Raw genomic sequence first — 18,360 nt, forward strand, 5'->3', positions numbered from 1 at the left:
ACTCATCCGGGGGTTTCTGTTGCCCGGTTGTGCAATCTTTACTTTGAACGAGGCGCCAACATGTCCCTTGCATTTAAGAAGCCAGCACTCCGCCCACGCGGCTATTTCAGGGCACTAGGCGTTTCTGCCGCTTTGTTTGCATGTTCCAGCCTGCCTCAGATAGCGGTCGCGCAGGATCAGGGTGATGCCCCTGCGCCCAAGGTGTCGATCGCCGCAGCTTATACCGAAGAGATCACCGATCAGGCCACCTTCATTGGACGGGCCGAGGCAATCGACAAGGTCGATATTATCGCGCGCGTCAGTGGTTTCCTGGACAGCCAGAACGTCGACGATGGCTCTCCGGTGAATGAGGATGACCTGCTATTCACGATCGAACCTGATCTTTACGAAGCCACGCTTGAGGCGCGTAAAGCCGATCTGGATCGGGCGCAGGCAAACCTTGAACTGGCCAAAGTCGATCTCGCCCGCAAGGAAGAGCTGTATAAGCGCGACGCTACACCGGAATCAGAACGTGACATTGCCCGAGCCAATGAACTGGTCGCCGAGGCCGAGGTCAAAGCCGCCAATGCAGCGATCCAACAAGCCGAGCTTGATCTGAGCTACACACAGATCCACGCCCCGTTTTCGGGCCGCATCGGCCGCGTGGAAACCAGTGTCGGTGATGTTGTGGGCCCCAACAATCCGCCGCTTGTCACCCTGGTCAGCGAAGCCCCCATCTATGTGAATTTTTCGTTGAATGAGAAGCAGTTCACGTCGGTTCTTGAACAATTTGGCGAAGACCCGGCCACGCTAGCTGAAAGCAGCCAAAGCCCGAATGTTCATGTGACTCTGCCGAATGGTACTGAGCTGGATGAAACCGGCGAAATCATTTTTGTCGACAACCGCATTGATCCACTGACCGGCGCCATTACGATCACGGCTCAATTCGACAATGCCAAGCGTCTGCTCGTTGATGGTGCCTTCGTGAACGTTCAGATCGAAGCGCTTGAGCCGACGCTGCAGGTATTGATCCCTCAAGCAGCGCTGCAGCGTGATCAGCGCGGCGAATTCGTTTTGGTCGTCAATGACAAGCAGATGGTTGAACAGCGCTACATCACAACCGGAGATACCGTGGACTCGGCGATTATCGTCACAGATGGCCTGCGCGAAGGCGAAAGCGTCATCGTCGAAGGCCTGCAACGCGTGCGCCCCGGCGTCGCCGTTGATGCAGTCGTTGCGTCCGAGCAGCCGGAGAATAACTGATGTTCTCAGCCCTGTTTATCAGCCGGCCCAAGCTGGCGCTTGTCATTTCGCTGGTCCTGACCATATTGGGCGGGATCGGGTATCTGGTTCTGCCGGTTGCGCAGTTTCCCGACATTACCCCCCCGGTGGTCAGCGTAACGGCCACCTATACAGGTGCAAATGCCGAAACCGTGGAAAACACCGTCGCCGCCCCGATCGAGGCGCAGGTCAACGGTGTGGACGACATGATCTATATGACGTCGACTTCATCGGATAACGGCTCGTACTCGTTGAACGTCACGTTTGAGGTGGGCACCGATCCCGATATCGCCTCGGTAAACGTGCAAAACCGCGTGGCACAGGCGATGGCATCGCTGCCGTCCGAGGTGACCTCATCGGGGGTTGTCACGCAAAAAGCGTCAACCAACATGTTGTTGCTGGTCACGCTGACCTCGCCCAATGGCACATATGACAGTGTGTTCCTGTCGAACTATGCCTCAATCAACTTGAAAGACGCGCTGGCGCGGGTTCAGGGCGTGGGTAAAGCGGATGTTCTGACCAATCTGGAATACGCCATGCGGATCTGGATGGATCCGGACAAGATGGCCGCGCTGTCAATCACTCCGGGTGATGTGATCAATGCCATCCGCGAACAGAATATCGAGGTCTCTGCGGGCTCAATCGGGTCACCGCCTGTACCTGAAGGGCAGACCTTTCAGTATACGATCAAGACCAAAGGCCGCCTGACCTCGGCCGATGAATTCGGAGATATTGTAATCCGTACAGGCGAAGCCGGTGCGATTGTGCGCGTCAAAGACATTGCGCGCGTCGAGTTAGGGGCGCAGTTCTATTCCGCCTCGGGCTATTTCGAAAGCGTTCCTGCGACCGTTATCGGCATCTATCAGGCCCCCGGCGCAAACGCCCTTGCGGTGTCCGAACGTGTTGAGGCCGAACTTGAGCGCCTGTCACGGTCCTTTCCCACAGATGTCGAATACGATGTTCCATTCAATACGACGGATTTCGTGGAACAGTCGCTCAATGACGTGGTCTCGACCCTCATCCTGACATTCATATTGGTGATCACAGTTGTGTTCATCTTCCTTGGCAGTTGGCGGGCGACGATCATTCCGGCGGTGGCAATTCCGGTCTCATTGATCGGGACATTTGCCTTCCTGCTGGCCTTTGGCATGTCGCTGAACACAATCTCTCTGTTCGCGCTTGTGCTGGCCATCGGGATCGTTGTGGATGACGCGATCGTTGTGGTGGAAAACGTTGAGCGTATCATCGCCGACGAAGGCCTTTCCCCTGCCGAGGCGACCCGCAAGGCCATGGGTCAGATCACCGGCCCCGTGATCGCAACCACGTTGGTACTGCTGGCCGTGTTCGTGCCGGTGACGTTCATGCCCGGCATATCCGGACGATTGTATTCCCAGTTTGCCGTTACAATCTCGACCGCTGTTGTGATCTCATCGATCAACGCTTTGACCCTTTCACCGGCCTTGTGCGGGCTTGTGCTACAGGCGCGCTCGGGGCCGCCAAAAGGGTTGCTGGCCGTGTTCGAGAAATTTATCGGCGGAATGCGCAGCGGCTATGTCGCCATCGTGCGAAAGCTACTGATCCTGCCGGTCATTTCGCTGGGGATCATTGCGGCATTCGCAGCGGGCACCGGGACCATTATGGGCAACACGTCCAAAGGGTTCATTCCGCTGGAGGACAACGGATATCTGTTCGTTGATATCCAGCTTCCCGATGCGGCGACGCTTGAACGGACCGAGGCGGTTTCTGCGCGGATCGATGAACAGATTCAACAGATCTCCGGCGTATCCAGTACCGTTCTGGTCAATGGGTTCTCGCTGTTGAACGGGACCACTACCAATGGCGCAGCCATCTTTGTCAACCTGACCAACTGGGAAGAGCGGCAGGAACCCGAGCTCAGCGCGGATGCGATCCTGAACCAGGTTCTGGCAATTGCATATGGTGAATCTGCGGCGTCAATTGTTGCGTTCAACCCGCCACCCATTCAGGGCCTTGGTATGTCTGCAGGGGTTGAAATGGAAGTGCAGCAGACCGGTGGCGGCTCGCCGCAGGATCTGGCCTCGGCCGTTGGGTCTTATGTCTATGCCGCAAACCAGCGGCCTGAGATTGCGCAAGCCTATACCACTTTCCGCGCGAACGTGCCGCAATTGTTTGTCGATCTAGATCGGGAAAAGGCCAAAACCCTGCAAGTCTCGGTGGCCGAGATTTTCCAGACCATGCAAGCGCAGCTTGGCTCGTATTACGTAAATGACTTCAACCTGTTTGGTCGTGTCTACCGCGTGATGATCCAGGCCGAAGGCTCGTACCGGAATAAAGTCGACGATATCTCAGAGCTATACGTGCGTTCCAACAAGGGTGAGATGGTACCGCTGGGCACGCTGATCGATATCGAGAACGTGCTGGGTCCGGTCCTGCTGAAGCGGCATAACCTGTTCCGCTCGGCCACTGTGACAGCGGTTCCGGCACCGGGGCTCTCCACCGGGGACGCCATCAATGTCATGACCGAGGAGTCGGCGACCGCCCTGCCCCCCGGCTATGCCTACGAATGGACCGGAACGGCGCAGCAGCAGCTGGCCTCGGGCGGTCTGGTCGTGGTGATCCTTGGGTTGGCGATCCTGTTTGGGTACCTGTTCCTTGTCGGCCAATATGAAAGTTGGACGATGCCCGTTTCGATCCTAATGTCGGTGACCGTGGCCTTGTTCGGTGCCGTCGCAGCGGTGGCGATCGTTGGCAGCGACATCAACCTCTACACGCAGATCGGGATGATCATGCTTGTCGGGCTTGCGTCAAAGAACGGGATTCTGATCGTCGAATTCGCGATGGAGCAAAGGGCCAAGGGGCTGTCAATCAAGGAGGCCGCGGCCGAAGCCGCATATCAGCGTTTCCGCGCTGTGATGATGACCGCCCTGTCCTTCCTTTTGGGCGTGGTTCCCCTGCTGGCCGCGAACGGGGCCGGAGCTGCCAGCCAGAAGGCCATCGGCGTCGCCGTGTTCGGCGGCATGCTGGCTGCGACGCTGTTCGGGGTGATTCTGGTTCCCGTGCTCTACGCCGTGATGCAGAGCCTGCGCGAGTGGGTCAAAGGCAGCAAGAACGATCCGGAACCGTCAGAGGAAGCTGCGTAGGGCCGGCATTGAAATCGAAATACGCCCCGCACATCTGCGGGGCGTTTCTTTTTTTGCACGGATCAACCGATCCGCGCGCTAGTCAGTTAACCGTTTGACCATCCAGTCGTCTATCCGGCCGATCTGCTCGAGGCTGAGCCTTAGACCCAGCTTATTGCGCCGCCACACGACATCCTGAGCGGTGCGCGCGTATTCCTTGTCCATCAGCCAAACCAGTTCCGCCTCGGTCAACGTCGCGCCAAAATCGTCACCCAGATCGCTCTGATCCTTTGCCGGACCCAGAAGGTCCCAGGTCTCGGTGCCATAGGCCCGGATCAATCGACGGGCCCAAAAATCGGTCAGGAACGGGTACTCCGCTATCAGTTTCCCGATCAAATCCTGCACGCCGTCGACCGGAAAATCCCCGCCGGGCAATGGGACGCCTGCGGTCCATGGTCCGCCAAGATCTGGGAAATGTTCTCCGATCTTCTCCAGCGCGCTTTCCGCGAGGCGTCTGTAGGTGGTGATTTTACCACCAAAGACATTCAACACCGGAGCCCCGCTCTCGGCATCAACTTTCAGCGTGTAATCGCGGGTAGCCGCCGTGGCACTGCTTGCGCCGTCATCATATAGCGGACGGACGCCTGAATAGGTCCAGACAATATCTTCACGGGTAACGGGCTTCGCGAAGTAATTCGATGCGAAAGCGCACAGATACTCCTGCTCGGCCTCGGTACATACCGGAGGCTCGGAGGGGTCAGAATGATCCTGATCCGTGGTTCCGATCAAGGTAAAATCCTGCTCGTACGGGATCGCAAAGATGATGCGCCCGTCTTCGCCCTGAAAGAAATAGCACTTGTCATGGTCAAACAGCTTGGGTGTCACGATATGGCTGCCACGCACCAGACGGACGCCTTCTCGGGAATTGACCCGGATCTTGGTCTGGATGATGTCACCGACCCAAGGTCCGCCCGCATTGATCAACATCTTCGCAAGGACGGTTTCGGTCTTGCCGCTATCCCGATCCCGAATCGTAACCTGCCACAGTTCATCGATCCGCTCAGCCGAAAGAACCTCGGTCCTGACCATGATCTTGGCACCACGTGCCTCGGCATCGCGGGCGTTCAGGACCACCAGCCGCGAATCCTCGACCCAGCAGTCCGAGTATTCATAGGCGGTTTCAAATTTGTCTTGCAGCGGGGCCCCCTCGGGTGCCGCGCGCAGGTTCAGCGAACGTGTACCCGGCAGGATTTTGCGACCGCCCAGATTGTCATACAAAAAAAGGCCAAGCCGTATTAGCCACGCAGGACGACGCCCGCGCATCCATGGCATCACCGTACTGAGCAACCGTGAGGTCGGCGTTTCAGAGTCAAAACGCATATCGGCGTGATAGGGCAGCACGAAACGCATGGGCCAACTGATATGGGGCATAGCGCGCAGCAAGGTCTCGCGTTCGACCAGCGCTTCACGCACCAAACGAAATTCAAAAAATTCCAGGTACCGTAGCCCGCCATGAAACAGTTTGGTCGAGGCTGACGACGTCGCCGAGGCCAGATCGTTCATTTCAGCCAAGGTGACCGATAGACCCCGACCTGCCGCATCACGTGCGATACCGCACCCATTTATACCCCCGCCGATCACAAAAAGATCGGTAACTTGGCTGCTGTCCGATGACATATCCGATTGATTCCCCAACGTGGAAGTTTCAAGCGCATTAGCAGCATGATGGTTCGTATCGTCAACTTTATTTTTCGATAATGTTCGTTTTAGCTGAAACAACGAATATTAATAAATGCAACTAACGAATTCCCTTGCTTAACCGCAAAATTAGAACAAAAACGAAAACACCGGAGCTCAGGACCGCCCATGTCACTATCATTTCGCCAATCGGACATTCTTTTAGTCGCCGAGCAAGAGGGCCGCGTTACTGTCGAAGGACTGGCCGAGCGCTTTCAGGTGACGGTTCAAACCATTCGCCGTGACCTGACTGAACTGTCAGAGGCAGGTAAGTTGGATCGGGTTCACGGGGGTGCCGTTCTGCGTTCTGGCGTGTCTAATATTGGATACGAAGACCGGCGCGCCCTGAACCATGAAGCCAAGACACGCATCGCTGAACGCTGCGCGGCCGACATCCCCGAGGGCAGCTCGATCTTTATGAACATAGGCACCTCGACCGAGGCCGTTGCCCGCCAATTGCTGAAACACAAAAACCTAATGGTCGTGACCAACAATATGAACGTCGCCAATATCCTGGCCGATAACCCCGATTGCCAGATCGTCGTTGCAGGCGGTGTGCTGCGCAGATCAGATAGTGGGTTGGTCGGGAATCTTGCGGTCGCGACCATCCGCCAGTTCAAATTCGATCACGCGATTATCGGCTGTTCCGCATTGGATGCGGATGGGGATCTAATGGATTTCGATCTCCAAGAAGTACTGGTCAGTCAAACCATCATTGAACAAGCCCGGCAGATCAGCCTTGTAGCGGATGCTTCAAAGTTTCAGCGCACCGCGCCCGCACGCATCGCCTCATTATCCGATGTTGATATGGTTTATACCGATCTACCGCTACTCGGCGACCTCCATCAGAAGTGCATAGACTGGAACACCAAAATTATTGAATGCTGATGCATCCTTCCGATCAGCCAGAAAGTGATTGATTAGCTGGACAACAGCGCCCGAGGATGGAACAGTTTCCAACAACAGGAGGCGCGAGCATGGGACTTTTGGGGCAGCCGCTGGGCTACTATGACTATCTGACATTTGTGGCACTTATCTTGCTGCTGGCAGCGGTGATGGCGTTGTTTCTATTCATAATGGGTCTGCCCGGACGTATCGCGATCAAACGCAATCACCCCCATGCCGAAGCGGTCAAGATCATGGGATGGATGGGATTTTTGGCGATTGTCCCTTGGGTGCATGCCTTTATCTGGGCGTTTCACGACGGCGTCACCGTCGACATGCGCCGCGGCCCTGATGAAGAACGCAAGGCCATAAGGGATGAAATCAAGCGTCTGGGAGGCACCGTCAAACCGGAATACCAGGACCCACTTGATACCGACGAAACAAAGCAAGCCTAAGGCCAAAGGAATTCAGCACTCATGTTCGTCGCCCTAGGCATCACGCTTTTCTACATTATTTTTGTCTGGTTCATCTTCTTCAAGGTGCAATGGCTGAAATTCAACATCATGTGGGGGATCGTCTCATTCTGGGTCGGCGCTCATCTGCTGCTGATCTTTTTGGTCGCGCTGCGCTTCTTTCAGCCCTTTTCCGTCGACAGCCACGTCGTGCGCTCCACCATCCAGATCGTCCCGCGCCTGACTCAGCCCACAATCCTGTCCGAGGTTTTGGTCGAGCCCAACACCTGGGTCACTAAGGGCGATCCGCTGTATAAGTTCGACGACACGGTGTTTTCGCTGGCCGTGGACAAGGCGAATGCACAGCTGGTGGCGGCGCAGCAAAACGCGAAGATCCTTGAACAGGATGTCATCGCCGCTGGTGAAGCGGTCGAACGCGCAAACGCGCAGTTGGCCTATGCGCTGACCGAGCAAGCGCGATACGAGAATCTCGTTCCCGCCGGAGGTGCCCGTCAGGACGAACTTGACCGCTGGAACGAACAGGTCGCGGAAGATCAGGCGAAGATTAAGGAAGCTCAGGCCAATTTGGAAAAGGCCAACCTTGCGCTGGATTCGCAGATCGACGGCGTGAATACGGGCATTATTGAGGCTGAGGCGCAGCTGGCCGAGGCCGAGTATTTTCTCGACAACACAACGATCTATGCCCCCGAAAATGGCATGATCGTTTCGCAACAGGCCCGCCCGGGGATGGTTGTGGGGGAAATTCGTCTGGGTGCCATTGCCAGCTTTGTCACCGAAGAAGACCCCTATATTCTAGCCACCTTCCGCCAGCAGAACCTGAAATTTGTCGAGGTCGGCCAACCAGTCGAAGTTGCTCTGGACCTCTATCCCGGAGAAATTCTGACCGGCAAGGTTGAGGCGGTCTGGTGGGCCACACGTCAGGGCCAATACTTGCCCTCAGGCCGCCTGCCCGGCTTTGAGCTGCCAAAACTGCCCGGTCGGATCGCCGTTCAGATCTCGGTCGATGTGCCTGAGGGGCATACTTTTCCTGCAGGTGGCCACGCTGCGGTGGCGATTTACACCGGCATGGGAAAAAGCTTTGAATTTCTGAGGCGCATCAACATTCGCCTCTATTCCTTCGCCAACTTCATCCGGCCACTGGATATCTGAGGATGCGTACGATGACACTCCGCCGGTTGTTAGGCACTGCCCTTTGCGCCGTTACCCTCACCGCCTGTACGCCAGTGGGGCCTGATTTTGTGCGCCCCAACTCTCCGGTCGTGAAGCAATGGATGGAGGTCAACAACCCCAGCGCGGGCCAGAGCGGCCTGACCTCACGCAGCGCTCCGGTTGTGCGCTGGTGGGAAACGTTTAATGATCCGACGCTGAACAAGCTGATCGCCGAAGCCTATGCGCAGAACCTGACCTTACAGGTCGCAGGTGCCCGCGTACTTCAGGCCCGCGCGCAGCTTGGTATCGCATTCGGAGAGCTCTACCCGCAATCGCAGGCCGTGGGCGGTTCGCTCCAACGCCGACAGATCAGCGACAATCTTGGGCCGATTTCGGACATCCGGCGGATTATTCCCTTGGACACCGAATTCTCGACTTCGCAAGTTGGGTTTGATGCGCAATGGGAACTGGACGTATGGGGCCAGCAACGTCGCGGCGTACAGGCCGCGCGATCGAACCTGGCACTGCAGGTTGCTAATTATGACGACGCACTGGTCACGCTGACCGGGGACGTAGCGGCGCTTTATATCAACATCCGTTCGTTGCAAGAGGCTCTGCGCATCGCGCGGGAAAACATCACGATTCAGCAGGCATCGGCAGACCTCACTCAGCTGCGCTTCAACAACGGCGTTACAACCGAGTTGGATGTGCAGGAATCGACTGCCCTGCTCAACAACACCAAGGCACTCGTGCCCGAGTTGGAAAGCGATATCCAACAAGCCAAGAACGCACTGGCGGTTCTGTTAGGAAAAACGCCGTCTCAGATGGCGGGCTTGATCGGAAACTCGGGTCGCATTCCAACAGGGCGCAGCAACGTGGCCGTGGGTGTGCCTGCCGAATTGCTGCGGCGGCGGCCCGACGTCCGCGCCGCCGAGTTGGCGGCAGCCACCCAATCGGCGCAGGTCGGGATCGCGTTAGCTGATCTCTATCCGCAGTTCGTTCTGTCGGGTGCGATCGGTTTGCAGGCCTCGGGTGGGCGCGATCTGTTCAGCACCAACAGCGCCACAGGATTGGCTAGCGCAGGCGTTGTCTGGAATGTCCTGAATTATGGCCGCATTAAGAACAATGTCCGCGCACAGGATGCCGCCTATCAAGCGTTGATCGCCAATTACCAGAACACTGTGCTGACCGCCTATTCCGAGGTCGAAAGTGCGATGGTCGCTTATACGCAGGCGCGCAAACAGGTCACCTTTTATCAGCGCAGCGTTGAGGCCTCGCGCAAGGCCGCTGATATTGCCGTCGATCAGTATCGCGACGGCATCGCCAGTTATTCGCGTATTCTAAATACGCAGACCGCCCTGCTGCGGTCGCAAGCGAACCTGATCGAGGCCCGACAGGAGGTCTCGTCCAATCTGGTCGCGATCTACAAAGGATTGGGCGGCGGCTGGCAGATCCGGCAGAACCAAGAATTCTTGCCCGAGACGGTGCTGGCCGAGATGGCCTATCGCACCGATTGGGGTGATCTGTTGGAGAAAACGCCAACACGCGCCAGCTTGAATTAAGCCCTATTTCGTCAACCCGCGCAGGCCACCCGAGATCAGGATGTTAACTTCGTAGAGGATACGTGGCGCGGCCAACCCGCCGGGGCTGGCTAGATAGTTGGGGCTCCATTCCGGATCGAATTTCTGCTTGAAGGCGCGCAGGCCTTCGAAGTGGTAGAATTGTTCGCCATGTTCATAAACGAACCCACCGATCCGATTCCAAAGCGAGGCCAACTGCCGGTTTTCGATCCCTGAAAATGGCGCAGCACCCAGTGAGAACCAGTGGAATCCCTGCTCGGACCCCCAGACCATCATCTCAGCAAACAGCGCATCCATGACAAAGCTGGGGCTGTCCGGTTCATAACGCATCAAATCCAGAGACAGTTCGGATTTGTTTCCGCCTTGAAACAGGTTCGCAAAGGCCATGATCTTGCCCGTCTCATCCCGCAGAACCGCATGGTCGAAATAAGAAAGGTAGGCATCATCAAAGCCGCCCAAGGCAAAACCCTTTTCCTCACCTGCCTTTTGCGCCAACCAATCGTCCGAGATCTGACGAAGTTCGGGCAACACCGGTGCAAGCTGTTCCTTGGGAATAATTTCGAACTTGTACCCCTCACGCTCGGCCCTGTTCTTCGCCTGCCGGAACCGTTTGCGCGATTTTCCGTCCAGCGAGAAATTCTGCAGCGGTACGCGGGCCACTTCTCCGATCTTCAGGATCGATAGGCCGAGGTCCAGGAATGTCGGCAGATATTTGGTCGATACACTGTAAAACGCACAAAGCTTGCCTTCGCGATCGGCCATTTCTCGCAATTGCCAGATCAGTTGCTGTCCCGCTTGCTCATCACCCACAGGCTCTCCTTTGGTGATCAGCGCATTGCCAGTATCGGCATAGGCAAGGAATGCGGTTTCGTCAGGCGAGATCAGGAATTGCTTATCACCCGTCAGTGAAATCTGAGATTCGGTGTCTTCGCTCTCCATCACGAGACGTTCGACAACTTCGGGGATTTCAGTCCTAACCGGCGCGGGGATTTCACGGCCGAACAGCGAGTTCACCGCCACGATGCCAACGATCACGGCCACCACGAGGCTGGACCGCAGGAATCGCGAGGCATCTCCACTCCAGGCAAAGTCCCACCACAGCGCGTTTTGATATTCGACATGGGAATAAGCGAACAATCCAATCCAGAAAATCACCGCCAGCAACGCGACGACGCTGACCAGCCAAGGGATATTCAGCCGAAAGATAGATGCACCGCTTACCCGGTAAAACGCACCCCGAAACATCGCCAAAAGGCCAATCGTGAACAGCAATGAAAGGGCTTCATGCGTATCAAGCCCTTTGGCGAGCGAGGCGAAGAAACCCGCCACCATCAAAAGCATGGCAACAACCCATGCCCGATAGAGCTTGCGGAATAGGCCACGTGAGACAAGTAGCAGTAGGACACCCACGGCGCTGCCTGCAAGATGAGATGCCTCGACAAATGACAAAGGCAAAACCTCTCGCAGTACGCCAAGGTTCTGTGAACTGGAAGGCAAAGCCCCTGAAACCAACAGGATAACTCCTGCCACAGCCGCGACGCCGGCAGCCACCATCGGGACAATGGGGCGAATTGCGCGATAGACCCAAGTGACCGCGCCCCCGATGCGATGGCGCTGTGTCAGCACCGACGCGACCGCGATCGACAGGCTGGCGATGGCAAACGGAAGGAACGTATAGACCAGTCGGTAGAGCAGAAGCGCAGCGATCACATCAGACCGGCCCGACGCCCCTAGACCAGCGATCAGAGTGGCTTCGAACACACCGATTCCACCCGGTGCATGGCTAAGGATACCCACCGCTATAGCGCCTATATAGACCGCGAAGAAATACGGGTAGCCAACCCCCAGATCGTCCGGCATGAGCACATACAGCGCCATTGAAGCGCCGAACAGATCGCCTACCGCCGCGATTGTCAGCAAGCTGGCGAGCTTGCCGCCTGGCAGGTTGAACCCAAACCCACCATAGGCCAATCGCCGCCCTCCGCTTGAAAGCCAGACAAACAAGACCGCAAGCCCCGCCAACATGCTCAGACCGATCACAGTTTCCGTCGTTTCACTGATCGGCAGGACCTTGGAAATGCCATCCGGGTGTATTGTAAGCAACAGGCCCAAAAGCAGGATCAGTCCCATCCAGAACGCCACCCAAGAGGTCGCGATCACCCCGGCCACGCGGCCAAGATCAAGCCCCAGCGACGCATAGATACGGTATCGGATCGCGGTGCCGGTGATATAGGAGAATCCCAGGCAGTTCGATACCGCATAGCCGCTTGCACCGGCCATCCCCGCAACGGGCAGAGGCACTTTTCCATCGGCGACGCTCTGCACGGCAAGCACATCGTAGAACGAAAGCGACAGAAAACTGAAAGCCGTCCAGCACATCGCAAAAAACATGAATTTCCATGGTTTCGCTGCGATATCGCTTTGGATATCTGACCATTTCACATGCGCAGAGAGGTCATGCAGAACCGCAAGCGCGATTCCTGTAATCAGCAACGGAACCGCAATCTTGACCAGCGGCTTTTCCAACAGCCCTGTCACATACTCGGCCAGACGTACGGCGCGTGTCTCTTCCGTTGTCGGCTGTGTCGTCATTCCGTTCGCCCCTGCCCCGCGATCCTCAGATCAGTGTCAATTCAAAGCTTTGCACGAATTTTCCATCCGGCAAAGGGCCTTGGGCAACGCGTCACGAACGGCCCTTGCGTGTCGAGAGCAACAGATTGGTCTCAGATCGTGTGACACCCTCCATCCGACGGATCTGGAACAGGACTTCATCAAGCTCATCCAGTGTATCGGTTCCGATCTCTGCGATCAGATCCCAACTTCCATTGGTTGAGTGCACCGCCCGAACTTGACGCATGGCAGCGATCCGCGATCTGATCCGCTCGGTCCCGCGGCCTGCGATCTCAAGCATCATCAATCCACGAACAGGGCTTTCCGATACGCCCTGCCGTGTCACAACGGTAAAGCCGACGATTTCGCCAGACTGCTGAAGCCGCTTTAGTCGGCTGCGCACGGTTGTTCGGGTCACCCCGAGCAGTTCAGCCAGTTCCGACAACGATGCCCGAGCGTCCCTGTGCAGTGCGTTCAATAAGCGATTGTCCAGTTCGTCCATGCGTGATTACCAAATCGGAATTAGCCAATTCACTTTGACCAATTTGATCTCTTTTCTCAACTCATATCGTATCGATAGATAGACTTATGAGCAAAATGAACATCATTCTCGCCGGAGCGCCGATGGATGCCGGCAAACACCGCCAAGGCTGTCGGATGGGTCCAGATGCCTATCGGGTCGCGGGTCTCGCCCAAGCGCTGTCAGATCTCGGGCATTCTGTGTCGGACATCGGTGACACGCGACCAGATGCCGTCGACATTTCGGAAGATACCCATCTGTTCTCTTTACCGGAATGCGTGGGCTGGACACAGGCGCTAAGCCGCACGGCACAAGAGGCCGCGCTTGAAGGCCTTCCTATCTTCATGGGCGGTGATCACGCCCTGTCGATGGGCACGGTGGCAGGAATGGCGGCACATGCAGACCGTATCGGGCGCCCTCTTTTCGTGCTCTGGCTGGATGCACACAGTGATTTCCATACGCCCAGCAGTACGGCCAGCGGTAATTTGCATGGAACGCCGGTCGCTTATTTCACTGGCCAGTCAGGCTTTGACGCCTTTCCACCGCTGATATCGCCGATCCCAACGGATCGCGTCGGTATGATCGGTCTGCGCTCGGTCGATCCCGCCGAACGTGCGGCGTTGGAAAAAGATCACGCGATGCTGGCCGATATGCGTAGCATCGACGAGCACGGGATCAAGGCACCCCTACTGGCCTTCCTTGATAAAGTACGCGCAGCAAACGGCATCCTGCATGTCTCGCTGGATGTAGATTTCCTTGACCCGTCGATCGCACCAGCCGTCGGCACCACTGTCCCCGGCGGTGCCACCGAACGTGAGGCCCATCTGGTCATGGAATTGCTGCATGAAAGCGGTCTCGTTTGTTCGCTGGATTTAGTTGAACTGAACCCATTCCTGGATGAGCGCGGCCGAACCGCAAAACTGATGGTCGATCTTGCAGCCTCGCTGATGGGTCGTCGCATCTTCGATCGCCCAACCCGGAGCTTCTGATGATTTCTCTTCAATCTCCTTCAGCTGTCGTGATGGTGCGCCCCCATGCATTTGCGTCAAATCCAGAGACCCGCGACGACAATGCGTTTCAAACATTGGCAAATCGATCTGCTGCAGCGACGTCTGCTGCCGCGCGGGATGAGCATGACAAAGCAGTAGAACAGCTTCGCGCTGCTGGTGTGACCGTTCATGTGTTTGACGACGAAGGCGAACGTGACACACCCGACAGCGTGTTCCCAAACAACTGGTTTTCGACCCATCCAGGCGGTCATGTCGCTGTTTATCCGATGTTCGTTCCATCGCGCAGACGCGAAAGACGCTCAGATGTAATTGAGTTACTGAAGCGGGAATATCGAGTGCAAGACGTCATCGACTATTCCGGCCTCGAACAGGACGACCTCGCGCTTGAGGGCACTGGCGCAATGGTTCTGGATCACGTGGGCCGTATTGCCTACACTGTTCGATCCAACCGCGCCGATCCGGTGTTGTTGGAGCGTTTCTGTACGCATTTCAACTATGAGCCGATTGCCTTTGATGCAAAGGACGCTGAAGGCCGTGATGTCTATCACACCAATGTCCTGATGGGGATCGGGACGCACTACGCGCTGATTTGTTTGGACATGATTTCCGACCCGGAACGCCGCGCAACAGTTCGGGCACGGCTGGAAGAATCTGGGCGGACTGTCATCGATCTGTCCCATGAGCAGATTGCAGATTTTGCAGGAAACGCGATTGAGCTTAGTGGCAATGATGGTCTTGCCCTGGCGTTGTCCAGCCGAGCGCTACAGGCTCTTACACCTGCTCAAGTCGCGATCATCGAAGCCAGTGCAACTCCGCTGCCGCTCTCGGTTCCGACAATTGAAACAGCCGGCGGATCCGTACGTTGTATGATCGCTGGTATCCATCTTTCCCGCCGATAGGAGTCTTTGATGCAACCTTCTGATAAGGCCCTCGTGCCGTTTGTATCCGTCGACAACATGATGCGTCTGGTCCACCACATCGGGGTCGAACAGATGATCACGCAGATTGCCGCGCAGATCGAATCCGATTTTAAACGCTGGGAGAGCTTTGACAAAACGCCCCGCATCCCGGCCCACTCACCACATGGGGTGATCGAACTGATGCCAACCTCGGATGGTGAGGCATACGGGTTCAAATACGTCAACGGGCATCCCAAGAACACGTCTGAGGGCCTGCAGACCGTTACCGCGTTTGGCCTGCTGGCTGATGTCTATACCGGTTACCCGACATTGTTGACCGAAATGACGATGTTGACTGCTTTGCGGACAGCGGCAACCTCTGCGCTGGTCGGCAAATATCTCGCGCCCAAATCCGCGACGACGATGGCGATGATTGGAAACGGCGCGCAATCCGAGTTCCAGTGCCTCGCCTTCAAAGCCATGTGCGGAATCGATACGGTCCGTCTCTACGACACAGACCCGAACGCGACGGCGAAATGTGCAGCCAATCTGCAGGGCAAAGGGCTGACGGTCGTGCCCTGCAAAACGCCGGAGGACGCAATCGAAGGCGCTCAGATCATAACGACCTGCACCGCTGACAAGAAATACGCCACCATCCTGACCGACAACATGGTCGGCCCCGGTGTGCACATCAACGCGATTGGCGGTGATTGCCCCGGCAAAACCGAACTGCACCGCGACATTCTTTTGCGGTCGGAGATCTTTGTAGAGTACCCCGAACAAACGCGGATCGAAGGTGAGATTCAGGCTCTGGAGGATGATCACCCTGTCACCGAGATGTGGGAAGTTATGACCGGCCAAGCCATAGGGCGCACCGATGATCGACAGATCACGTTGTTCGACAGTGTCGGCTTCGCGATCGAGGACTTCTCGGCACTACGTTACATCAAAAGCGCGATTGAAGGCACTGATTTCTATGAGGCATTGGATATGCTGGCAGACCCTGACGACCCGCGGGATCTGTTCGGGATGTTGATGCGGGCAGGATAAAGAACCCGCACTTCTAAAACTGTGCCCCGGCCTTTGGCCGGGGCTTTTTCTTATCCCGCAAGCGATGGCAGGTATAGAACAATCCCTGGAAAGGCCACCAGCAGTGCGATGGTAAGTGCATCGGCAATGAAGAACGGCGTTACCCCTTTGAAGACATCCTGAACACTAAGATCAGGCCTCACGCCTGCGACAACAAAACAGTTTAGACCAATAGGAGGTGTGATCAGGCAGAACTCGGCCATTTTGACCACCAAGATACCAAACCAGATCGCACACATCGGCCCGGACATACCAAAGGCGCTGTCTGCTGCGCTGACGGCCTCGCCTCCGTTCAGGGCCATAACGGCGGGATACACGACCGGAAGTGTCAAAAGCAACATACCGATCGCATCCATGAACATGCCCAGCACTGCATAGGCCAGCAGTATGCAGATCAGGATCAACATAGGTGACATTTCGAGCGAAGTGATCCAGTCGGAAAACGCCCCCGGCAAATCAGCAAATCCTAGAAACCGCACATAGATCAGAACACCCCAGATGATTGCGAAGATCATGGCGGTCAGTTTGGCGGTTTCAAGCAAAGCCGATTTGAATTCAGGCCAGCGCATGCCGTGGATCAGGGCAAAGCAGAACACGATGAAGGCCCCGATGGCCCCGCCCTCGGTCGGGGTGCCCCAAGCCTTGTCGCCGAAGGGGTTATAGACAAAGCAGATTATGATGAGGATCACCGCCACAATGGGCAGTGCGCCCGGAAGTGCAGCAAATCGTTGTTTCCAGGTAAACCCGGTGACCGGCGGTCCGACGGACTTGAAGATCACGGCGATACCGACGATCAGCAAGCCATAGATCACCGCCGAAAACGCGCCGGGGATGAAGCCTGCGAGCAGCAGTTTTCCCACATCCTGTTCGACAATAATGGCGTAAATCACAAGGATCGCGGATGGGGGGATTAGCGAGGCCAAGGTTCCGCCAGCGGCAACCACACCGGCGGCGAAACGTTTGTTATACCCGACGGCCAGCATTTCAGGGATGGCGATGCGCGCAAAGACGGCTGATGTGGCGACCGATGCACCTGATACGGCGGCGAAACCGGCGGTCGCAAAAATCGTTGAAACGGCCAACCCGCCAGGCACCCATGCCACCCAGCGTTTTGCCGCCTCAAACAAGGCGCGGGTCAGGCCAGCGTAGTAGGCTAGATAGCCGATCAGGATGAATGTTGGGATCAGGCTCAGCGTATGAGACGCCACCTTGGAATGTGGCACCTGGCCAGCCGTTTTGACGGCCACAGTCAGTGCCTTACCAAACCGCTCGGGATCATACCCAAACTTTGCCCAGAATATCCAAACAAGGCCAACCAACCCTGCCAGACCTGCAGCAAATGCCACCCGCATGCCTGTGACGACAAGAACCAACAGTCCGGCAGTGACCCAAAGGCCGATATCAATCGTGTCCATGGGTCAGTTACGTCCTTCGAATTGTTCGGCCTCGGCTGCAGCCTGTGCGGCGGCATCCTGTATCAGCGGTACGGCCACCGGTGCCTCGAGCCCCAGCATGAAGGCTCGTCCATAGCCCCAGACCTGCAAGATTAGCCGGGCGCACAGCACCGAAAAAGCAACGGGCGCCAGCAGCTTGGCTGGCCAAATAGGAATCCCGATATCAATCGAGCTGTCGCGACTCCACATCGGAGCGCCGAAGTCAAAGGACCGGTCAAAGTGGGACCAACTACCCCAAACCAGCGCCAGCATCAGCAGCAGTATCAACAGAACCGAGATCAGCTCGAACAACCACAGCGCCCGCCCTTTCAGGCGCGAGATAACGATATCCATTCGGATGTGCCCGCCATCGCGCTGCACAAACGAAATACCCAGAAACGCGATCAGGGGCATCGCCTGTTCAATCCAGTCAACATATCCGGGCAAAGGCGCGTTTAATGCGTTTCGGCCGCTGACTGACACAACAGCCAGAACCATCAGCCCGAAAACCGCGAAACCGCTGATCAGCGCCATAAAACGCTCTAGACGTAACAAACGGTGATCCAACCGGCTTAGAAGACTGCCATCCTCAAGCACCGTGGCATGTCCTGCCATCT

General features: G+C 56.6%; 14 protein-coding genes. 9 read left to right on the plus strand and 5 right to left on the minus strand.

Going from position 1 to position 18,360, the window contains the following annotated elements:
- The first annotated feature begins 60 nt into the window (after positions 1 to 60).
- Together ACR0MJ_RS06510 and ACR0MJ_RS06515 are read left to right on the plus strand one after the other, a co-directional pair.
- Positions 61 to 1,242 carry an efflux RND transporter periplasmic adaptor subunit gene (locus tag ACR0MJ_RS06510; protein WP_170393332.1) on the plus strand — a complete coding sequence of 394 codons (1,182 nt, stop codon included), beginning with the start codon at positions 61 to 63 and terminating at the stop codon, positions 1,240 to 1,242.
- A complete protein-coding gene (locus ACR0MJ_RS06515) occupies positions 1,242 to 4,379 on the plus strand; it encodes an efflux RND transporter permease subunit (protein ID WP_480760004.1) in 3,138 nt (1,045 codons plus the stop codon). Before ACR0MJ_RS06510 ends, ACR0MJ_RS06515 begins: the two co-directional genes overlap by 1 nt.
- Before the next feature lie 78 nt (positions 4,380 to 4,457).
- Here ACR0MJ_RS06515 and glpD read toward each other — a convergent pair whose 3' ends face one another.
- On the minus strand, positions 4,458 to 6,035 hold the full coding sequence (gene glpD, locus ACR0MJ_RS06520; protein ID WP_480760007.1) for a glycerol-3-phosphate dehydrogenase: 1,578 nt from the start codon (positions 6,033 to 6,035) through the stop codon (positions 4,458 to 4,460).
- Positions 6,036 to 6,224: 189 nt separating this feature from the next.
- On the opposite strand from glpD, the gene ACR0MJ_RS06525 reads away from it, so the two are divergent.
- From ACR0MJ_RS06525 to ACR0MJ_RS06540, 4 genes are all read left to right on the plus strand, one after another.
- A complete protein-coding gene (locus ACR0MJ_RS06525; protein WP_480760010.1) occupies positions 6,225 to 6,983 on the plus strand; it encodes a DeoR/GlpR family DNA-binding transcription regulator in 759 nt (252 codons plus the stop codon).
- Positions 6,984 to 7,072: 89 nt separating this feature from the next.
- Complete coding sequence (locus ACR0MJ_RS06530; RefSeq protein ID WP_170393336.1) at positions 7,073 to 7,435, plus strand: DUF3302 domain-containing protein; 363 nt, start codon at positions 7,073 to 7,075, stop codon at positions 7,433 to 7,435.
- Between the two features lie 21 nt (positions 7,436 to 7,456).
- A complete protein-coding gene (locus tag ACR0MJ_RS06535) occupies positions 7,457 to 8,602 on the plus strand; it encodes an HlyD family secretion protein (RefSeq protein WP_170393337.1) in 1,146 nt (381 codons plus the stop codon).
- 11 nt (positions 8,603 to 8,613) lie between these two features.
- Positions 8,614 to 10,164, plus strand: coding sequence for an efflux transporter outer membrane subunit (locus tag ACR0MJ_RS06540; protein WP_480760013.1), 1,551 nt, complete (start codon positions 8,614 to 8,616; stop codon positions 10,162 to 10,164).
- A gap of 3 nt (positions 10,165 to 10,167) precedes the next feature.
- Here ACR0MJ_RS06540 and mprF read toward each other — a convergent pair whose 3' ends face one another.
- Together mprF and ACR0MJ_RS06550 are read right to left on the minus strand one after the other, a co-directional pair.
- On the minus strand, positions 10,168 to 12,774 hold the full coding sequence (gene mprF, locus ACR0MJ_RS06545) for a bifunctional lysylphosphatidylglycerol flippase/synthetase MprF (protein WP_480590680.1): 2,607 nt from the start codon (positions 12,772 to 12,774) through the stop codon (positions 10,168 to 10,170).
- Positions 12,775 to 12,865: 91 nt separating this feature from the next.
- The gene (locus ACR0MJ_RS06550; RefSeq protein WP_170393340.1) at positions 12,866 to 13,294 is read right to left on the minus strand and encodes an Lrp/AsnC family transcriptional regulator; all 429 of its coding nucleotides are present in this window, start codon (positions 13,292 to 13,294) and stop codon (positions 12,866 to 12,868) included.
- An 86-nt stretch (positions 13,295 to 13,380) separates the two neighbouring features.
- Between ACR0MJ_RS06550 and rocF the strand changes: the two genes are divergently transcribed.
- The 3 genes from rocF to ACR0MJ_RS06565 are packed head-to-tail and all read left to right on the plus strand — an operon-like array spanning position 13,381 to position 16,271.
- Positions 13,381 to 14,301 (plus strand): arginase, encoded by a 921-nt coding sequence (gene rocF / locus ACR0MJ_RS06555; protein WP_170510398.1) that lies wholly within the window; start codon positions 13,381 to 13,383, stop codon positions 14,299 to 14,301.
- Positions 14,301 to 15,221: a citrulline utilization hydrolase CtlX gene (gene ctlX / locus ACR0MJ_RS06560; protein WP_480760015.1), complete on the plus strand. Its 921-nt coding sequence runs from the start codon at positions 14,301 to 14,303 to the stop codon at positions 15,219 to 15,221. Before rocF ends, ctlX begins: the two co-directional genes overlap by 1 nt.
- Positions 15,222 to 15,227: 6 nt before the next feature.
- A complete protein-coding gene (locus ACR0MJ_RS06565; RefSeq protein WP_170510833.1) occupies positions 15,228 to 16,271 on the plus strand; it encodes an ornithine cyclodeaminase in 1,044 nt (347 codons plus the stop codon).
- Between the two features lie 50 nt (positions 16,272 to 16,321).
- On the opposite strand, the gene ACR0MJ_RS06570 is transcribed toward ACR0MJ_RS06565, so the two are convergent.
- Positions 16,322 to 17,725: a TRAP transporter large permease gene (locus ACR0MJ_RS06570; RefSeq protein ID WP_170393344.1), complete on the minus strand. Its 1,404-nt coding sequence runs from the start codon at positions 17,723 to 17,725 to the stop codon at positions 16,322 to 16,324.
- A 3-nt stretch (positions 17,726 to 17,728) separates the two neighbouring features.
- The gene (locus ACR0MJ_RS06575; RefSeq protein ID WP_170393345.1) at positions 17,729 to 18,358 is read right to left on the minus strand and encodes a TRAP transporter small permease subunit; all 630 of its coding nucleotides are present in this window, start codon (positions 18,356 to 18,358) and stop codon (positions 17,729 to 17,731) included.
- Positions 18,359 to 18,360: the final 2 nt, after the last annotated feature.

Source organism: Ruegeria sp. C6 (assembly GCF_056537625.1).